Below are 16,339 nucleotides of genomic sequence, written 5' to 3'. Positions count from 1 at the left end.
ATTCGTGTGGGTGACTAGCTCAACGGTAGAGCAGTAGACTCTTAATCTATTGGTTGCGGGTTCAAATCCCTCGTCACCCACTATCCCAGCTATCCTAGTTTTCTCTCACGGGATAAAACTAATCTACCCTATGAGACAGAATTGCAAAGGATAGCTGGAATACAGAAAAATTATATGTCAGACTTATTAATATAATTTTTGGTTATAACTCATTTATAAAACCTGTCTCCGATAATTCCTAAGAACTTGTTAGAAAGTTTTTAATATAATTTATATCAAACTTGACTTTTTTAATATTTTGTGTATCAAGTTGATTTCATAATGGTACTGTCTCTGCGGTAGAGTACTATCACCTATATTTATATGTATGCACTTTGGTATGCAAAAAGTTGCATACCTTACATACTTCAGTATATTTTCATCCAACTTTTTATGCTTGCTAGGGAATCTAAAGGAAACGGGACTCTTAATTAATAAAAATAGTGTTAGAAAATATCTAATTTCTACTTTCCATACGTTATTTAACTACTCCGACTGGGAAACATTAAGATGTAAGGCAAATCTGCTATAGCCTTGTAGCAGCTATCCTGTGGTAAATAACTCCTCTCAGATTGAGCTACACAGCCTTTATTTTTTGTTTCAGGTTCATAGTCATTTCCATAAGTTAGAACCTATAATAACCATTTTTAGATGGAGTAGTGCTGTAAGCGTAAATGGTATGGAAGTTAAAAACCAAGGAATAATCACGGTCACACTGTCCAGACCTTTAACCTTGCTACTATTGGCAAGCTTCTATTTTGCCAAGTTTTAATAAGTAATTCTGTTTAAAAGCGCTATGTTTGATAGATTGCAGAATGCTTTTTCTCTATAGCTTTGGTAAAGCCCAGTTTTCATAACTTACTCAATCAAACAAAAATAAATTAGAGTTTTTAATTTAGAGACGGGAATACTAGATTGATATTGCTAAGGAGAATCACCATGTCTGAAGAAACTCAAAAACTTACTCCTACTGAAGAAAATTTACCACCTTGGATTAAACTAAGACTTAGACAAGACGAATTTTACTATGGTCTACTTACTACAAGTGGTACTGTTATTGGGATTAGTAGAATAAATGAAGTTACTTTAATGCCTGACGGTTCCTACTGGAGAGAAGTAAATTTATTAGTTGGCACCCCACCTCTAAGCATCTCAAATATGCCTTTTTTAATCGCACCTTCAACTTACCCGACTGCAACAATAAACAGTAGTCACATCATTGCTGCTTTTGATTTAGGACATTATCACGAAAACTAAAATTAGCTATTCAACTAAAGTTGCAATTTATACTAGCCTCGTTTAAATTAAATAGACGGGGTTTTATTTTGCTACCTTTCCAAGTTAGTTGTTAGAATTTTGTTAACTAGAATCCAAGTTCTTATAAGTAGTACTACTTAGTAAACCTATATTTCCATAATTTATTAAAATAATTTAAAGTGTTTATACGGTTAACTTTTTATTAGTACATCTATACCATCTTAGAACTATAGTTTGGAAATAAAAGATGGTTGCTGGAAAATGTTCAAAATGTGATTCCATGATTACTTCAATAAATATTGAAAATATTGCAGGAAAGGTAAATGGCAAAGATGCATGGAATTGTATTTCTTATAACTGCCCAAGTTGCAACACAATACTGAGCATTCAAATTGACCCAGTAGCATTAAAAACAGACACAATTGACGGAGTTGTACAAAGGTTAAATCGTTAAACCACAGCTATTCATACTTTGATTAATACTTTGATTAATACTTCTGTACTAACCTCGTTTAAATCAAATAGACGAGGTTTGTGCTATTTAATTATGAGTACATGGTTTCTGGCAACTTATTTCAAAATGGTTTGCTTGGTGGAAATATTTGCTTAGTGATTAGATTTATTTTGAAAAAATTCGTGTTCTCTCCCCTATAGGAGAACACAACCTTTGGCATCTGTTACTAACTCTAAATATCCTAAGCAATAACTAAACTATTGAGTAATAAGAACATTTTCAAAAACCACTGTATATCCATATCCACTAGTCGAAACTTTCAATCGATTTGCTTGCGTAATAGAAGAGGATAATTTTTGATATTCAACACTAAGTTTAGTCGTTCCACCTTTCACCATTTTAAACTGAAGAGGACTACTTGCACTACCACTTTTAGTTGGTATGGTAGCTTGGACTCCAAAATGCTCAATATTTGAATCATCTATTATTTCGGTTTCATTGTTCAATGCCACTACAAAATTTATCTCTGGAAGACTTGTACTAAGTACAAAATTGCAAATAATATTCTTTTTTAAAGTACAGGAAGTTAACACCCAAGTTACATTATCCTGCACAACAGTTAAAGGTAGATTGCTAATCGTTGGTGTAACTGTTGGTGTAACTGTTGGTGTAACTGTTGGTGTAACTGTTGGTGTAACTGTTGGTGTAACCGAAGGATTAGGAGACTGAGAAATAATAGTTGACTTTCCACTTTGGTCAAGTCGAATATTTTGAATAATACTCTGAGGTGTATCTAAATCTAGATAAGATGTTTCTACAGGATAACCTTTCGCAGTCATACGAATTAAAATATTTCCTTGATTTTTAATTTGAGCCTCTACCAAACCACTTTTGTCAGTGTAATAAGTATGTGAATCAATACCTATAAATTCAACCTCTACATCTGACAAATGCTCACCTCTTTCATTTAATATAAATAATTTTACTGTGGATATATTTTTATTATCTGAACAAAAACTAGATGGTATACCAAGTAAATGATAAATAGAACAGAAGAAGGCTGGATTAAGTACTACAATAGAATATATACTTAAAGTAGTCAGTACAATTGTCAGAACTGAAATTAAAGTCCACTTTTTTCCACTAGGGTTAGTCATAGTCTAGTTAACTATTAAAACTACTTAGTAATGGTATCGCATTTTAAAACACATCTATACAATGAGCATTAAAAAATACCCCTGCGGTGCTTTATATAGGGGATAGCACAGCAAATAAGAGATGCTGCATTAGAAATTCTAAAGAAAGTATCAAACTAATATATAATCCCCAGAATAGATACTGCCTATCACTGATTTAAGCGGCTAATGACTTTAACATTCTGATTTGTAATTGTTCACCTAACGTCAGCAACTCCCATATCAGTTTCTCAGCTTCTTTACCTACCTCATCAAAGTACTCTATGACCATATCCCAGGTTAAAGTACCGTCGGCTAGAAACTCTCTTAGAAGTTCTACACTACTATCTATCAAGCTAGAATCATGCTCGGTAACATCCGCGTCAGCAACATTTATCTCTGGCAATGTTGGTCACTGTGGAAGTCGATAGCCCAAACATCTGTCTAAAATAGTACTGTGTCAGGTATCTAAAATACTTAAAATTTGCTGTGTCAGGTGTCTGTTTGCCCAAAATCCGCTAAGTGAGCTAAATCGCTGTAACCTATTCTGAGTAAGAATCCTAGCCTCTGTGTCAGGTGTCCTCTATAGAATAAAATACTCCCCACTATAGAGCGCACCTGACACAGTTCACTCTCTACGTATCCTTGAACAATTCAAAACCCTAGCCAATAACGACTAGGGTCTAAATCTGAATAAATCAGATTTATAGAGTTATGATTTTTGTTGATATACTGATTCTAAAAAATCGTTATCCAAATACTGTAGGCAATAATAAGTTATTTGGTCATAAGTCTCATTACCTGTTACAGCTTTATTACTACATCCTTCTAAGGTTATTGTTTTAGTTTTGTATTCTTTATTTTTTAATTCTTCTTTTTTAAAATCCATAAAAGTAGTTATGACTTTTTTTAATTCTTCTATATTTAAGTCATAACCTTGACTTTGAGCTATCTTAATAATTTCTGTTAACCCTAATCTAGGCTCGTTTTTATATTTAACGCTTAATTCCTTGATATCTTGTAAAATTATCGTAATAGATGTGAAGAAAAGTTGAATATTCTCTGACATTTTAAACATTTCAGTAAATTAACTTTTCAAAGTTAACCTATTTTTACGTTATTTTCATTAAGTGAAAATGCTGAACCTAAAAATGTTTAATTATACGTTACTAAAATATAAAACCCTAGCCAATTTTAACAATGGTCAGGTTGTAGAAAAATACAACAATCTCATAAAAGGCTTTTAAAGCCTATTTAAAAGGTGGTCAAGTCCTCGGTTTTTGCGATGACTTTATAATACGGGATAATTCCGTATTTAAAAGATGGTAGGCGACCACCTTATAGAGCTTCATTCACTGCCACTGGACGGTAGGGATTTTTTGTACCTACTTATCAGAATTCTGCTTATGAGAACAGTATTTTAACAACTAATATTTTCAAATTGTAACTACACTTTATTTAAGTTCTACTGTCTAGACATACACAAAAAATAGTATCAACGTGTTATGTAAGCAAATAGATAGCTAGATAGAACATTTACTATAAAACTAATCACAATAGACAATATAAACTCTTTCCATTTTTTATCTATTTTTTTCAGAGTAGATTCTTTATCTTGAATTGCTTTATCTGTTAATAGAATAAAACTTCTCTTTTCATTATTTGCTTTATCAAAAACTATTGCAAATATTATAAAAGATGCTATTAAGGAAAGCAATATATAAATAGCTGCTAACAAGTAATATCTTGGTGTTTCTCCATTTACTATGTATTGTGCAATTATATTTATTTTGTCTGGTAATGTTTGTATTCTGTTTAAATCATAATTTACTTTATTTAATCTATTTTTTATAAATGCATTACTAGCTAAATATGTTCCTATAATAGAACCTAGAAAAAAGCTTGTACCAGAAATGGCTCCGATTAATGTACTATGTTTATTAACAAATCTTTTTTGACTATTTTCTATTTTTATTAGAGAATTTATTTGAGAAGCTAGTAGAGATTGCATATCCATTCCCCATGTTCTAGCTGTATACTTTATTGATAATTGAATAAAATTTTTATTTATATTATAATTTTCTAACATTATTTCATTCCTTTTATTTCTACCTATACCAACTAATTCATGATAAGCCGTCTGTATGTGTATATCTATAGTTTGTTTCTCTGGATGTTGTTTATTATTAAAATGAATTAAATAATCCCAACTCATATCCAAAGCTGTTGGAATAATTGGTCTTATTTCCCGATAAGTAATCAATTCTTGAAAAGAGTTTAATAGTATAGATGAATCATCATTAAAATAAATTTTAGATTGAAAACTAATAAGAACAGCTTGATTTTTTTGAGTTAACCTTTGGTCTATTAAATCATTAAAATTTTGTATATCGTTCCAATTTAACTCAAAACTTCCAGCAATTATTTTCTCAATAGTTTGTGGTCTTCCTAAAAGAGCTACAATAAATTCTTGAAATTGGTCTGAAGCTATAGGTAAAGTTACATATCCACCTGTATTAGAATTAGTGTTAGAAATGCTTATAAGTTGATTGTTTGGATTACTTTGATTTCCTTGAGAATTATTGTTCATAGTAGATATGCGATTTACTAGTAAATAGTAACACTTAGTTTTTGAAGCTACAAGGAAAAATCGCACCTATTTAGCAATAATTACTCTGGAGTAGTTTTCTTCATAACCTTTGGGCGTGTAAATGTCTGTGGTCAAGAGGGTACAACACTCACGTATACGGCAAGCACTGAACAGGCACACGCCAAATAAAGTTCTATCTCGGTCATTGTCTAAGCCATGACTGAAAATAAGCTGTATCTCTAACTGAGTCAGAACTTTCGGCGCGTCCGTGCCGATTGATTTTCATTCTCAGACTGTAGACCTTGTAAACCTTATACCAATTCTTTATGAAGCTGCGCTAAATAAGGCTTCAAGGATAAAGTCGTAAGAAGTAAGAGAAGCAATCATCTCAGGTGTAATTGCTTTAAGGGCATCAGTTAACTTCTGCTGTAGTTGCGCGAGGGTTTTACAATTTTCCCATTGGAGTTTAGATTTGAGAAATTCCCAAAACCGCTCAATTGGGTTAAGTTCGGGAGAGTGAGGAGGTTGAAAAATCGGGATAATGTTATCTGGATAATCGAGAGCTTTCGCTTTGTGAAAAGCCCCTTGGTCGAACTGGATAACCGCAATATCATCGCCAAGGTCAGCAGAGAGTAACTCCAAAAAGTGTTGGAAACAATCACCATTGAGGTAGGGAAACTCATAGAAAAAGCTGTATCCACTTAGGGGTTCCACAACTCCGTATAAATAAAAATTTTCACGTTGCCATTGAATTAAGCCCACGGGTTTAACCCCTTTAGCAGTGATTAAACGTCCTGCAATTGTCTTTAATCCCAAACGTGTTTCATCTTGACACAAGTACCTCAATCGTTTCCCTTCTCCAAATTCCTCCTGTAAGAATTTGAATGCTAAAGGAAGTTTTTTTTAAAGTGAGATAGACTTTCTGGGTGTTGTTTGGTGCTTTGAGGACGAGGCACTTTTAACTTTGCACCCAAACGGTTGTGAACAACTTCATAGACCGTTTTGTAGGCAAGTGAAAGTCCTAATTCGCTCTTAAGCCATTGTTGAATTTGGCCATAGCTTTGAAACCCAGATGATTCTTGTAACTGCTGTTTCAAGCTTTCTAAGTCTGAACCACTGATACTCGGAACTTTTCCGGGTGCATGTTTGACTTCAAGCAAGCCCTTTCGTCCTTCGTCTTTATACTTCCTCACCCAACGAGTTATGGTTGCTTCATCACGGCCTAAACGTTCTGCTAGCGATTGCCTGCTGCTTACTTGCCCACTCTTGAGCCAATAAAGCATTTGCAATCTTTCTTTGCTGCTTGCTTGTGTGGCATGTCTGAGAGCTTTCTCCAATTCTTCAAGGCTTTCTGAAATCTCGATTTGGAATGGACGACTCATAACAAAATTACTAAATGCACCCATCTATAAGTTTGACGTAGTTTGGCGCATCTTCATACAGAATTGGTATTACAATACGTAGCCTTCATCCATTCGGAACGTCTCATTAATAGCTGCATTCACCCGTAAGTCGTAGCGTCGCGGGGTTAGCGGTTCCCATTAAAAATCCAGAGCAAAGTGCCCTGGATATCCCAAAAACAATCGGCAAATAAATCACGTTGGAAAGAGTGGACAGGATGAATGTAACAGAACTCATCTCCGTAAAACGTCACCCAAAAACGCTAAAAGCCAGTTAACACAAACCATTGAGCCACAGAATCAGCCCATTTATTGAGCGACTATTAACGCACTTGTGAGGCACACGTCACCCACTATCGAGGTACATATCACCCACTATTAAGGCATTCGTCACCGACTATGACCGACCAACAAACAACAGATAGAGCCATTACTAACGGCAGAACGACCACGAACAAGAGCGATCGCAAAGGCAAACCACGAGAGTGGAAAGAGATGGCAGACGATCCACTCTCAGAGGGATTTGATTCTCACCAAGCTGAATATGTAGTAGGCAGAACGCAGGTAGGCTTTGGAACTTTAGAACCCGGTCAATTGTTTTCTCGGTCAAAAACCGGGAAAAGCCTTTACGTCAAACTAAATGACGGACGGGCAGTTTGCCTTGATACTCGTCAACCAATCGAAGTTAGCGCAACAAGGCGAAAAACTTGGCAGATATGGCTTGTAACCCTTTTTAACAGCACTACTGCCACCAAATCCGATTTTTAAAGGCGATCGCCATCCGCACAGATACGCGATCGCCAGATGCGGCACATCAATGAAACCACACTCCAAAAATTATATGACTCAAAAGCCAAATCCCAGTAACGAAATTCACCGCGCAGGGTTCCCCGAAGCACAGCTACTCGGCAATGGTGCAAGTGCTGAGGAATGCGCCGAAATCTCAGCCGCTTACATTGAGGGAAAGCCGCTACCTGTAAGCGAAAACCCAGTAATTAACTGCATCTCGGAAAGACTTACTCATACAAGCGGCTACGGGCAGTACAGCGATCGGGGTAACAGTAATGACTAACAAAAAACTTAGCGAATTGGTTATCGAAGTTTCGCTGCAAATTTCCGAAATATACAATCATCCTGAGTACCAAGAGATAGATTCTAAAGGGTATGAGCCAGAGAGAACACTCGGCGACGCATACCAGGCAATGGTTGACCTGAACATGGAGATCGTAAAGAAGGAGCAGGAGTGAATCAAGCAATCATTCTTATTTGCACCATAGCCGCTCTGGTAATTGCGATCGTCGCCCTGTGCAAACAGGAGAGCAATCGACCTTTCTACCTCAAAATCGAGGTGCAGTATGGCAGATGAGCAAAAAATAGTCGTAGAGGTTCCCAGCGACCGGGGTCACTATTCCCCAGTCCCGATTCCCCATTCCAACAGGTTGGAGGAATTTAAGAAAGGGTGGGTGAACGCGATCACACTGCCAGATAATCTGGCGGACTTGGCTTTTGACCTCACAGCATCTCTAACGATTCCGGCGCTTTTTAGCAGCTTCGGCTGGAGGTGGTCAAAGTAATGTCTACAGCTTGCCTACAGTCCGTCTACAGCCTGTAGGCAAGGTTTCACAGGTGGATTGAGGAGTGATAGCAAGGGATTTTAAATACTATTGCGATCGCTCTTGAGTTCACCTCTTGAGGTTATAGAGTTCGTTTACAGCGTCTACAATTTTTTGGTTGCAAAAACTCGGCTGTAGACGGCTATAAATCTTGCCAGAAAAGGATTTTAGGGGTTGTAGACAATTTTTCTGAAATTCAAAAAACTTAAAAATTCCAAATAATTTTTAACTCTGCAATTGATATGAATTATCTCACTTATCACGATTTGGAAAAGGAAAACAAGCACGGGTTTACGGCTGGAGAAGAATCGCTCACTGAAGAATCATTAGTAGTTCGTGAGATGGTTATTCCTGGGATGCTTGGTTATCCAGATATGCACATTAGGCACATTCATTTGACCTTTAGAGAACAGCAATACCTGATCATCAGCATGACTGACTATGAGTTGGACGAAACCAAAAGATTAGAAATATGCGCTGGTGCGGTGAAATTTCTAAAGGAAAGAAGCGAAATAAATTGAAGTCAACAGAATCTATTTAACTTTTGAAGATATTCATACAAACTCTGACGAATTATGACTGAAGATAAGTGGATTAGCTCCGATCCACGGTCAGACAAACTCTTGCTGCGGTTTCGGGTTAAAGGTTTTCCTAAGCAATTTCAAATATCTACGGGTTTAAAAAACCTTAAACGTAATCGCGATATTGTGCGTTTACGTCGGGATGCCATAGTAACCGATATTTCATTAGGGCGCTTTGACCCCACTCTGGAGAGATACCAGTTTAGACCTAGTGCGATCGCAACTCCCCCAAGTCGCCTTCACTTTTTGGGGGAAGGCAACTTGGGGGAGTTATGGAAGATGTTTACAGAATTTCAGTCCAGGCAGATAGAAGCAACCACAATTTACTCTACTTACAGAGTGGTAAGCAGAACTATCGACCGGCTACCATCGCGCTCACTTTTAGACGCGCCAAAAATCAGAAATTGGCTGATGGAGAACACCAGCCAGTTTATGGCTTCAAAATATTTACTCCGATTTGACCAATGTTGTCGTTGGGCTTTAGAGGAAGGAATCATCAAAGCTAATCCGTTTGAGAGCCTCAAAAAAATTAAGAGAATTAAGAATAACACCGATGATTGCAGAGCTTTCACCAGAGAAGAGCGAGATACGATCATCGGAGCTTTTGAGTCTGACGAGCGATGTAGTCATTACAGCAATCTCATAAAGTTTCTTTTCTGGACTGGTTGCCGACACGGTGAAGCCTTTGCTCTTACCTGGAAAGATATTTCGAGAGATTGCTTACAGATCAGCATCTCTAGATCAAAAAACCTTTTGGGGATAGAGAAAGGCACAAAGAACGGTAAAAGCAGAATATTTCAGTGCAGCGCCGGAGCTAAATTACATGAACTACTGCTATCGATGAAGCCAACAGCATCAGGCGATTCGCGTCTCTTCTCAACAAAAAGAGGCTGTTCAATGACTAGTTTCGGCGTTAAGCCATGCTTGGAACCGAGACGGGAAAAACCAGACCGGAGTAGTGAGAAAGTTGTCAAATCAGGAAAAAATTCCTTACTTGAACCCTTACGCTACCAGGCACACTTTTGCAACTTGGGCGATCGCTTCTGGTAACTCCCCTGACAGAGTTGCCTACTGGATCGGAGACGATGTAAATACAGTACTTCACTATTACGTTCACCCAGAAGCTACCAAGGGCGAATGCCCAGATTTTTGATGATGCCTGAATTAAACCGCGACTCATCCGCTACTCAAAAATATTTAAAAGCACTCAAAACACTGACTGTTAATGCCATCCCTGCATTTCTACCAATTCCATACACAACTTATTAATTTCCTCTAAATCAGGTTTGTGAGGGAGGGTAGATTGTTCGTAGACAACCTCCATCTCAGCGACTAAATCTTCTGCCATTTTCATCACTTGCTCATAAGAATACTCACCCTTCAAAATAGCTCTTAAATCTTCAACATCACCAGCTATTCTTCTATCTACAATCACTTCACCTTGACGCAATATTTCTACTCCACTGCGTAATAATCTAATGCAGTGCATCCCATGTTTGAGGTCAAAACCCGACTTTCTTTCCATTTCTGCTCTAGCCGGATTCCTATTTTCCTGCCAAGATAAATAAGCCTTCCATTCTCTTAAAGCTATTTGATAATTTTGGCTTTTTTGAAGCAGACGGATAAAATCTTTACGGCTATTGGTTAAATTTTGAGTATATTCTAAAGTTTCATCGGGTAAAGTATATTGTTTTAACACTCCTTTAAAATCAATATCTGCCGTCAGCAATTTGTATAACTGTTCCGCTTCTTCCAAAAACTCAATTCGTCCTCTGATTAAGTTATAAAGATACTCCAGAAAAGCATTTAACTCATCTTTGCTGAGGGGGGCTTCGTCTTCTATGGCGAAGTCAGATGGTATTGGTTTTTTTTGCGGTGGCTTTAACAACCATTTACGATGAGTTTCCATCTTTTTGATTTGAGCAAAGGCATAACCAGTGTAAGTATGTTTTACCTTCTTACTCAAAAATAGCTGCTTATGATTAATTAAATGCTGTCCGACTGCGCTTACAAAAGGATAGTTATTTAACCAGAGCAATTCTAAAACATTGGGGTTTGCACCCGCTAATAACAGGAGGATTTTTCTTAATTCATATATAACTGTGTCTTTGTTACCATTCAAAAATGAAAATATTCCTGGTTCATCCCAACCAGTATCTTTTTGTTCTATACGATCAAATCCCAAGTAGTACCTTTTGGGCGCGATAAATACTCCCCGATAATCAAAGTCTGAATCAGGACGATTTAAACCATAGCCGTGGCTACCTGCCAAACCAATTAAAATAGTTCTTTGCTCAACTTCTATTCTTTCCATATCACCTGATTAAAATATAGCCATCCTAACTCATGAGTTAGGCAGGTGGGGAGACAATACTTTTCGGTTAAGGGGGAAGGGGGAAAGGGGAAACGGAAAGGGTTTGAATTTCCCTTTCCCCAGACCAAAAGAGAGATTATTGGGTTTAACCGAAAAGTATTGGGTGGGGAGATGGGAAGCAGAGTTGCTTAATTTCACAGAAATGCCCCTAAAAGAGATGATGCAACGGTATCCCCTTGAGGAGCAAAACTTGTCAATTCAGTTGTTCCTATATTTTCAGTTTCCTAGAATAGGAATTATCTAGGAAGAATGTGCCGTCTAGTTCCCCATCCTGGATTGACAATGGCGGCTAAATCTTCTTCTGATAACTTGTTGATTTCATTTTCCAGTTCATCAGTTGTGAAGTCATAACCACGCTCTTTAGCAATCTTGATGAAAGCTTCTGGATCAGCTGTTGCTTTAAGCTTTTGCTGCAATGCTTGATCTTTTTTTACGGCTTGAAAAAGTCGGGTAGCATTTTGCTGTGTCATGACAAATCCATCTCCTGTTTTCAATATCAGGTTTGAATGTAGTAATTTGATTTTTTTCGATTCACTAAATTCTGTAAAGAACTATTAGATTAAGCTGTGTAATTTTAATTTTAAAATAAGTAAGAGAAATGTGGAGATTTTGATAAGAAACTATAAGTTTGAATCTAAAATATTTCTAGTAGTTTGTAAAAATCACTCTTAAGATAGAAGCTGTATTTCAATAAAAAGTATCAATTCTGATTTTTGGGTAAGCGATCGCCATCACGAATTTTGGCAAATGGAAGCTTGACTTAGCACCTGTGGATAAAATAATATGTTAGATTGTCTGTCTAATTCCTGCTCGGATCAGGTAGACATATTACAAAAGCTGGCAAAAACCTCTCTAAACGAGATAAAAACCAGCTACCTGTACGGCAACCTCAAGGACAATTCCATGACTTACGCGATTATTGAAACTGGCGGCAAACAAATACGAGTAGAGCCAGGGCGGTTTTATGACATTGAACTGCTTCCCACCGAACCAGATGAAAAAGTTACAATAGACTCCGTATTACTCGTGCAGCACGATGGCGCAGTCAGCATTGGACAGCCACTAGTGACAGGTGCAACTGTAGAAGGGACTGTAATGCGACATTACAGAGGTCGTAAAGTCTTGGTATACAAGATGAAGCCGAAAAAGAAAACCCGCAAAAAACGGGGGCATCGTCAGGAAATTACCAGACTTATGATTGACTCCATCACCCTTAACGGTGAAGTATTTGTTGCCCAAGGAGAAGCGGAGAAGGAAACCCCCGTTTTAGATGAGACTCCTGCCGAAGAAGTTGAAACCGCTGCTGAATAATAAAAAAAGTAGATACATTAAGAGGAAATCATGGCTCATAAGAAAGGAACAGGTAGTACACGCAACGGTCGTGATTCTAATGCCCAACGTCTGGGTGTCAAGCGTTATGGCGGTCAAGTTGTGCGTGCAGGAAACATTCTCGTGCGTCAGCGCGGTACCAAATTTCATCCTGGTAACAACGTCGGTATTGGTAGCGATGACACTCTATTCGCCTTAATCGACGGTGTTGTAATGTTTGAGAGAAAGGGCAAAACCCGTAAAAAAGTTAGTGTTTATTTACCTTTAACTGCTGTTGAGACAGCCCCTGCTGAAGCAGTAGCAAGTTAAAGTCTTAGGGTGGGTAATACTGCCCGCCCTAATCGCTAGTTAGCGCTGGTATGATGGTCAGATTTGCATAAATATTCTAAAAGTCGCTTTGTTCCTCTGTTGTCCATAGGTTAGTATCAGGATCATCAAAGCGCAGATATTCTTCACTAACAAAATATTACACAAGAAAATTGGGTTGCGTAGCTTGCTGCCGTAGGCATCGCATATCAAGTCTTAAGCACCAATTTTTTGGATGTTCCAAAGTTCAGGATAGCCAGCCAGAGATAGGTTTGTTCTGAAACTCTTAGGATTAAACATCTCCAAAAATTAGATGTGTGTTATCGACAACCCTTGTAGAGACGTAGCAGCTACATCTCTACATTCTTCAGTATGAGATTTTGCTGAAATAATACCTAAATTAGATTTTGGCTTTGAGCTACCATGAATACCTGAGAAAATGCTGAGAATTAACTAAATTTTCTCAAGGGATAAATTTATGAAAATTATGGCTTAGTTTCAATAAGCTCTCAGCCATTATAGAGATACTTTAGATGTTCGGGATAAATCAAACATCAGTAGTAAATGTCTGATGAAATCCTCTACAAGAAGGCATCTTCTTTATCTCAATAGCCTTTATGAATCTGCTTTTAGCTTAATTTCCTCTGAGTCAATCAATACAAAAAGAACTATCCAAAGGACGAAAGAAGACTATGAACTGGAAAATACTTTGTTTAATTGCTGGTTTAAGCTTAACCGCCAGTCTCACTGCTTGCTCTAGCAGTCCTGCAAGCAACAATCAAATTGCCCCTGAAGCCTCTCCTGCAATGAGTAAAGATAAAGCTGGCGATGCTATGGGCAAAGATAAAGCTGGCGATGCTATGGGCAAAGATGTGATGGGTAAAGACAAAGCTGGCGGTGCAATGGGCAAAGATGCGATGGGTAAAGACAAAGCTGGCGATGCAATGGGCAAAGATGCGATGGGCAAAGACAAAGCTGGCGATGCGATGAGTAAAGATAAAGCTGGCGGTGCTATGGGCAAAGATGCGATGGGTAAAGATAAGGCTGGCGATGCTATGAAGCAATCCCCGGCTTCCACCAAGCCCTAGCCACAGCCTTGCATCTCACTTTTTTTGTACTAAGATTAGGGGCTGCTTATCAGGAAAATTTTGAGCCAATCCCTATACTTTGGTGCTTTTACCTCAACAGGAGAAATTCTGATGAATCACAACCTACTTTACCGCCGTCAGTTACTTTTTTATCTTGGCTTAGGGGTTGTCGGAATCGGTGCAGCTACAACATTTTCCAACTTTAGAAAAGTGAATGCCCCTTCTATTTCTCCTGCAAAAAGTAACAATACGCAAGACTTAGAAACTACTGTGAAAACTCCGGCAGGTAAGAGTTTACCAGAGTTTCAGGGTATCAGTCAGTGGCTTAATTCTAGCCCTTTAGCGATCGCTGACCTCAAAGGCAGTGTTATCTTAATACAGTTTTGGACTTTTGCTTGTATTAACTGTCAGCGTACTCTGCCCTACATCACTAAATGGCATCAGCAGTATGAGTCGCAGGGACTCAAGGTGATTGGTATCCATACACCAGAGTTTGCTTTTGAGCGAGATCCAAACAATATAAAAAAGGCGTTACAACAACACAAAATTACTTATCCGGTTCCGGTTGATAACGAATATAAAACTTGGAACGCTTACGAAAATCAGTATTGGCCACATATATTTTTAGCCGATCGCCAGGGCTTACTACAATATGACCATATTGGTGAAGGGGCATACGAAAAAATAGAGCAAACTATCCGCCAGCTATTGGGGTAGAAGGAATTATGACGACTTCTACTTTATCAATTAGTCTGGCTTTATTGGGGGGAGTTTTGAACGTCCTTTCACCCTGTGTTTTACCGATTTTGCCTGTGCTATTAGGCCGATCGCTCCAATCGCATACTTACGGGCCAGTAGCACTGGTAGGGGGATTAATTGCTAGTTTTGCCCTGGCAGGTAGCTTACTTGGTGTAACATCAGCCTGGTTTACGGGTTTGGCTAATTTATTAAGGAGTGGCGCGATCGCACTTATTTTATTTTTGGGATTAATTGCAATTTTTCCTACCTGGAGTTACCGAATATTTACTTATATTCCAGTCGGCAATTTGGCTAAGAAACCCACACGAATCGGACTCATGGGTGAGTTTTGGCTAGGAACTCAGTTGGGGCTTTTGTGGACTCCCTGTGCTGGGCCGGTTTTGGGAGGAATTTTAGTTCTAGCGGCAGTTAATCATCAAGTCGCAGGTGCATTTTGGCTATTGGTTGTTTATGGAATCGGAGCAGGTTTACCTTTATTAGCGATCGCCTACGGTGGACGAGTATTCAGCCAACGAATCCTCAATCTTCGCCCCCATAGTGCAGTGTTGCAGCGCGTTGGTGGCGTAGCGATCGCAGCAACAGCAATTGCTATTCTTCTCGGTTGGGATGTCCAGATACAACTTTGGCTGGCTCCGTTTTTTCCTACTCAACCTCTATGAGACAGCCATAAGCGTGCCAATTTTAGATTTTGGATTAGAAGACCCAATCCAAAAGTCTGACTGGGAACAATCTAAAAATCTAAGATCCAAAATTCAAAATCCAAAATTGGTATGATCTCATCTAAACGCAAAGTCCGCTCAACACCAAGTCAGACTTTTCTATCAAAGACCTTTCACTGGATTAATATCATCAGTCTCATGTTGATGATTACTAGCGGATTGCAAATATATAATGCTAATCCAGTATTTGGCGGGCGTGAAGGTTGGCATTTTCCTGACTTTATCTTGCTGGGAGGTTGGCTAGGCGGTGGCAGACACTGGCATTTTGCTGCTATGTGGCTGTTTTCACTAAATTTACTTTGGTATGGGCTTTATATCTTTGTAACTCGGCGTTGGCAGCGTCGCTTTGCCGATGGCGGTGACTTAAAAGCATTGCAAGTCAGCCAGAACCCAAAGCGTAAGAACTACGCATGGCATCGGCTAGTTTATACTGCTATCATTCCAGTGCTACTGCTGGCAATCTTGAGTGGTCTGGCGATGTACAAACCTGCCCAACTGCATTGGCTTTCAGGGCTGTTTGGTAGTTGGCAAACTCTACGCACTGTTCACTTTATCACTGTTCCCACAGTCATACTGTTTACAATTGCTCATTCCTTACTTGCCCTGAAGGTAGGAAGTATCCGTCTAGTTAAGTCTATGTTCCTGTAGAGGTCTT

Annotated in this window: 22 protein-coding genes and 1 tRNA gene; 15 read left to right on the top strand and 8 right to left on the bottom strand. The window is 38.4% G+C overall.

Features of this window, described 5'->3' with window-relative positions; translation table 11 throughout:
* Window positions 1-8: 8 nt before the first annotated feature.
* From NPUN_RS31085 to NPUN_RS31075, 3 genes are all read left to right on the top strand, one after another.
* Window positions 9-80, top strand: a tRNA-Lys gene (locus NPUN_RS31085).
* Window positions 81-978: 898 nt separating this feature from the next.
* A complete protein-coding gene (locus NPUN_RS31080) occupies window positions 979-1,296 on the top strand; it encodes a hypothetical protein (protein ID WP_012412353.1) in 318 nt (105 codons plus the stop codon).
* Between the two features lie 247 nt (window positions 1,297-1,543).
* Window positions 1,544-1,750: a hypothetical protein gene (locus NPUN_RS31075; protein ID WP_041565743.1), complete on the top strand. Its 207-nt coding sequence runs from the start codon at window positions 1,544-1,546 to the stop codon at window positions 1,748-1,750.
* Between the two features lie 257 nt (window positions 1,751-2,007).
* Here NPUN_RS31075 and NPUN_RS31070 read toward each other — a convergent pair whose 3' ends face one another.
* The 6 genes from NPUN_RS31070 to NPUN_RS42850 all read right to left on the bottom strand — a co-directional run bounded on the left by NPUN_RS31070 (window position 2,008) and on the right by NPUN_RS42850 (window position 6,897).
* The gene (locus tag NPUN_RS31070; RefSeq protein ID WP_012412352.1) at window positions 2,008-2,907 is read right to left on the bottom strand and encodes a hypothetical protein; all 900 of its coding nucleotides are present in this window, start codon (window positions 2,905-2,907) and stop codon (window positions 2,008-2,010) included.
* Between the two features lie 196 nt (window positions 2,908-3,103).
* Window positions 3,104-3,331 (bottom strand): hypothetical protein, encoded by a 228-nt coding sequence (locus NPUN_RS31065; protein WP_041565742.1) that lies wholly within the window; start codon window positions 3,329-3,331, stop codon window positions 3,104-3,106.
* Between the two features lie 306 nt (window positions 3,332-3,637).
* Complete coding sequence (locus tag NPUN_RS31060; protein WP_148220383.1) at window positions 3,638-3,994, bottom strand: hypothetical protein; 357 nt, start codon at window positions 3,992-3,994, stop codon at window positions 3,638-3,640.
* 426 nt (window positions 3,995-4,420) lie between these two features.
* Window positions 4,421-5,515, bottom strand: coding sequence for a hypothetical protein (locus tag NPUN_RS31055; protein WP_012412350.1), 1,095 nt, complete (start codon window positions 5,513-5,515; stop codon window positions 4,421-4,423).
* A gap of 324 nt (window positions 5,516-5,839) precedes the next feature.
* Window positions 5,840-6,361 (bottom strand): IS630 family transposase, encoded by a 522-nt coding sequence (locus NPUN_RS42855; protein ID WP_202947524.1) that lies wholly within the window; start codon window positions 6,359-6,361, stop codon window positions 5,840-5,842.
* A gap of 41 nt (window positions 6,362-6,402) precedes the next feature.
* Complete coding sequence (locus NPUN_RS42850) at window positions 6,403-6,897, bottom strand: helix-turn-helix domain-containing protein (RefSeq protein ID WP_041566517.1); 495 nt, start codon at window positions 6,895-6,897, stop codon at window positions 6,403-6,405.
* 417 nt (window positions 6,898-7,314) lie between these two features.
* Between NPUN_RS42850 and NPUN_RS31040 the strand changes: the two genes are divergently transcribed.
* The 6 genes from NPUN_RS31040 to NPUN_RS31015 all read left to right on the top strand — a co-directional run bounded on the left by NPUN_RS31040 (window position 7,315) and on the right by NPUN_RS31015 (window position 10,159).
* On the top strand, window positions 7,315-7,683 hold the full coding sequence (locus NPUN_RS31040; protein ID WP_012412348.1) for a hypothetical protein: 369 nt from the start codon (window positions 7,315-7,317) through the stop codon (window positions 7,681-7,683).
* Between the two features lie 73 nt (window positions 7,684-7,756).
* A complete protein-coding gene (locus tag NPUN_RS31035; RefSeq protein WP_041565740.1) occupies window positions 7,757-7,987 on the top strand; it encodes a hypothetical protein in 231 nt (76 codons plus the stop codon).
* Window positions 7,980-8,162, top strand: a complete 183-nt coding sequence (locus tag NPUN_RS31030) for a hypothetical protein (RefSeq protein WP_041565739.1) — start codon at window positions 7,980-7,982, stop codon at window positions 8,160-8,162. The genes NPUN_RS31035 and NPUN_RS31030 overlap by 8 nt, the downstream gene beginning before the upstream one ends.
* Window positions 8,159-8,281, top strand: a complete 123-nt coding sequence (locus tag NPUN_RS44310) for a hypothetical protein (protein WP_272913945.1) — start codon at window positions 8,159-8,161, stop codon at window positions 8,279-8,281. Before NPUN_RS31030 ends, NPUN_RS44310 begins: the two co-directional genes overlap by 4 nt.
* Before the next feature lie 489 nt (window positions 8,282-8,770).
* Window positions 8,771-9,049, top strand: a complete 279-nt coding sequence (locus tag NPUN_RS31020) for a hypothetical protein (protein ID WP_041565737.1) — start codon at window positions 8,771-8,773, stop codon at window positions 9,047-9,049.
* A 54-nt stretch (window positions 9,050-9,103) separates the two neighbouring features.
* The gene (locus NPUN_RS31015; RefSeq protein ID WP_012412347.1) at window positions 9,104-10,159 is read left to right on the top strand and encodes a hypothetical protein; all 1,056 of its coding nucleotides are present in this window, start codon (window positions 9,104-9,106) and stop codon (window positions 10,157-10,159) included.
* 172 nt (window positions 10,160-10,331) lie between these two features.
* Here the strand turns inward: NPUN_RS31015 and NPUN_RS31010 are convergent, their stop codons facing one another.
* On the bottom strand, window positions 10,332-11,423 hold the full coding sequence (locus tag NPUN_RS31010) for a nucleotidyltransferase domain-containing protein (protein WP_012412346.1): 1,092 nt from the start codon (window positions 11,421-11,423) through the stop codon (window positions 10,332-10,334).
* Between the two features lie 296 nt (window positions 11,424-11,719).
* On the bottom strand, window positions 11,720-11,953 hold the full coding sequence (locus tag NPUN_RS31000; RefSeq protein ID WP_012412345.1) for a Nif11-like leader peptide family natural product precursor: 234 nt from the start codon (window positions 11,951-11,953) through the stop codon (window positions 11,720-11,722).
* Window positions 11,954-12,386: 433 nt separating this feature from the next.
* On the opposite strand from NPUN_RS31000, the gene rplU reads away from it, so the two are divergent.
* From rplU to NPUN_RS30970, 6 genes are all read left to right on the top strand, one after another.
* Window positions 12,387-12,794: a 50S ribosomal protein L21 gene (gene rplU, locus NPUN_RS30995; protein WP_012412344.1), complete on the top strand. Its 408-nt coding sequence runs from the start codon at window positions 12,387-12,389 to the stop codon at window positions 12,792-12,794.
* Window positions 12,795-12,824: 30 nt separating this feature from the next.
* Window positions 12,825-13,121, top strand: a complete 297-nt coding sequence (rpmA, locus tag NPUN_RS30990) for a 50S ribosomal protein L27 (protein ID WP_012412343.1) — start codon at window positions 12,825-12,827, stop codon at window positions 13,119-13,121.
* Window positions 13,122-13,810: 689 nt separating this feature from the next.
* The gene (locus tag NPUN_RS30985; protein ID WP_012412342.1) at window positions 13,811-14,206 is read left to right on the top strand and encodes a hypothetical protein; all 396 of its coding nucleotides are present in this window, start codon (window positions 13,811-13,813) and stop codon (window positions 14,204-14,206) included.
* 111 nt (window positions 14,207-14,317) lie between these two features.
* Window positions 14,318-14,923, top strand: coding sequence for a thioredoxin family protein (locus NPUN_RS30980; protein ID WP_012412341.1), 606 nt, complete (start codon window positions 14,318-14,320; stop codon window positions 14,921-14,923).
* Window positions 14,924-14,931: 8 nt separating this feature from the next.
* Window positions 14,932-15,624, top strand: coding sequence for a cytochrome c biogenesis CcdA family protein (locus NPUN_RS30975; protein WP_012412340.1), 693 nt, complete (start codon window positions 14,932-14,934; stop codon window positions 15,622-15,624).
* 111 nt (window positions 15,625-15,735) lie between these two features.
* Window positions 15,736-16,332 carry a cytochrome b/b6 domain-containing protein gene (locus NPUN_RS30970; protein WP_012412339.1) on the top strand — a complete coding sequence of 199 codons (597 nt, stop codon included), beginning with the start codon at window positions 15,736-15,738 and terminating at the stop codon, window positions 16,330-16,332.
* Window positions 16,333-16,339: the final 7 nt, after the last annotated feature.

It is taken from the genome of Nostoc punctiforme PCC 73102, assembly GCF_000020025.1.
Taxonomy (GTDB): domain Bacteria; phylum Cyanobacteriota; class Cyanobacteriia; order Cyanobacteriales; family Nostocaceae; genus Nostoc; species Nostoc punctiforme.
The sequence above is the reverse complement of the archived record's forward strand: the minus strand, read 5'-3'. Positions and strand labels throughout refer to the sequence as shown.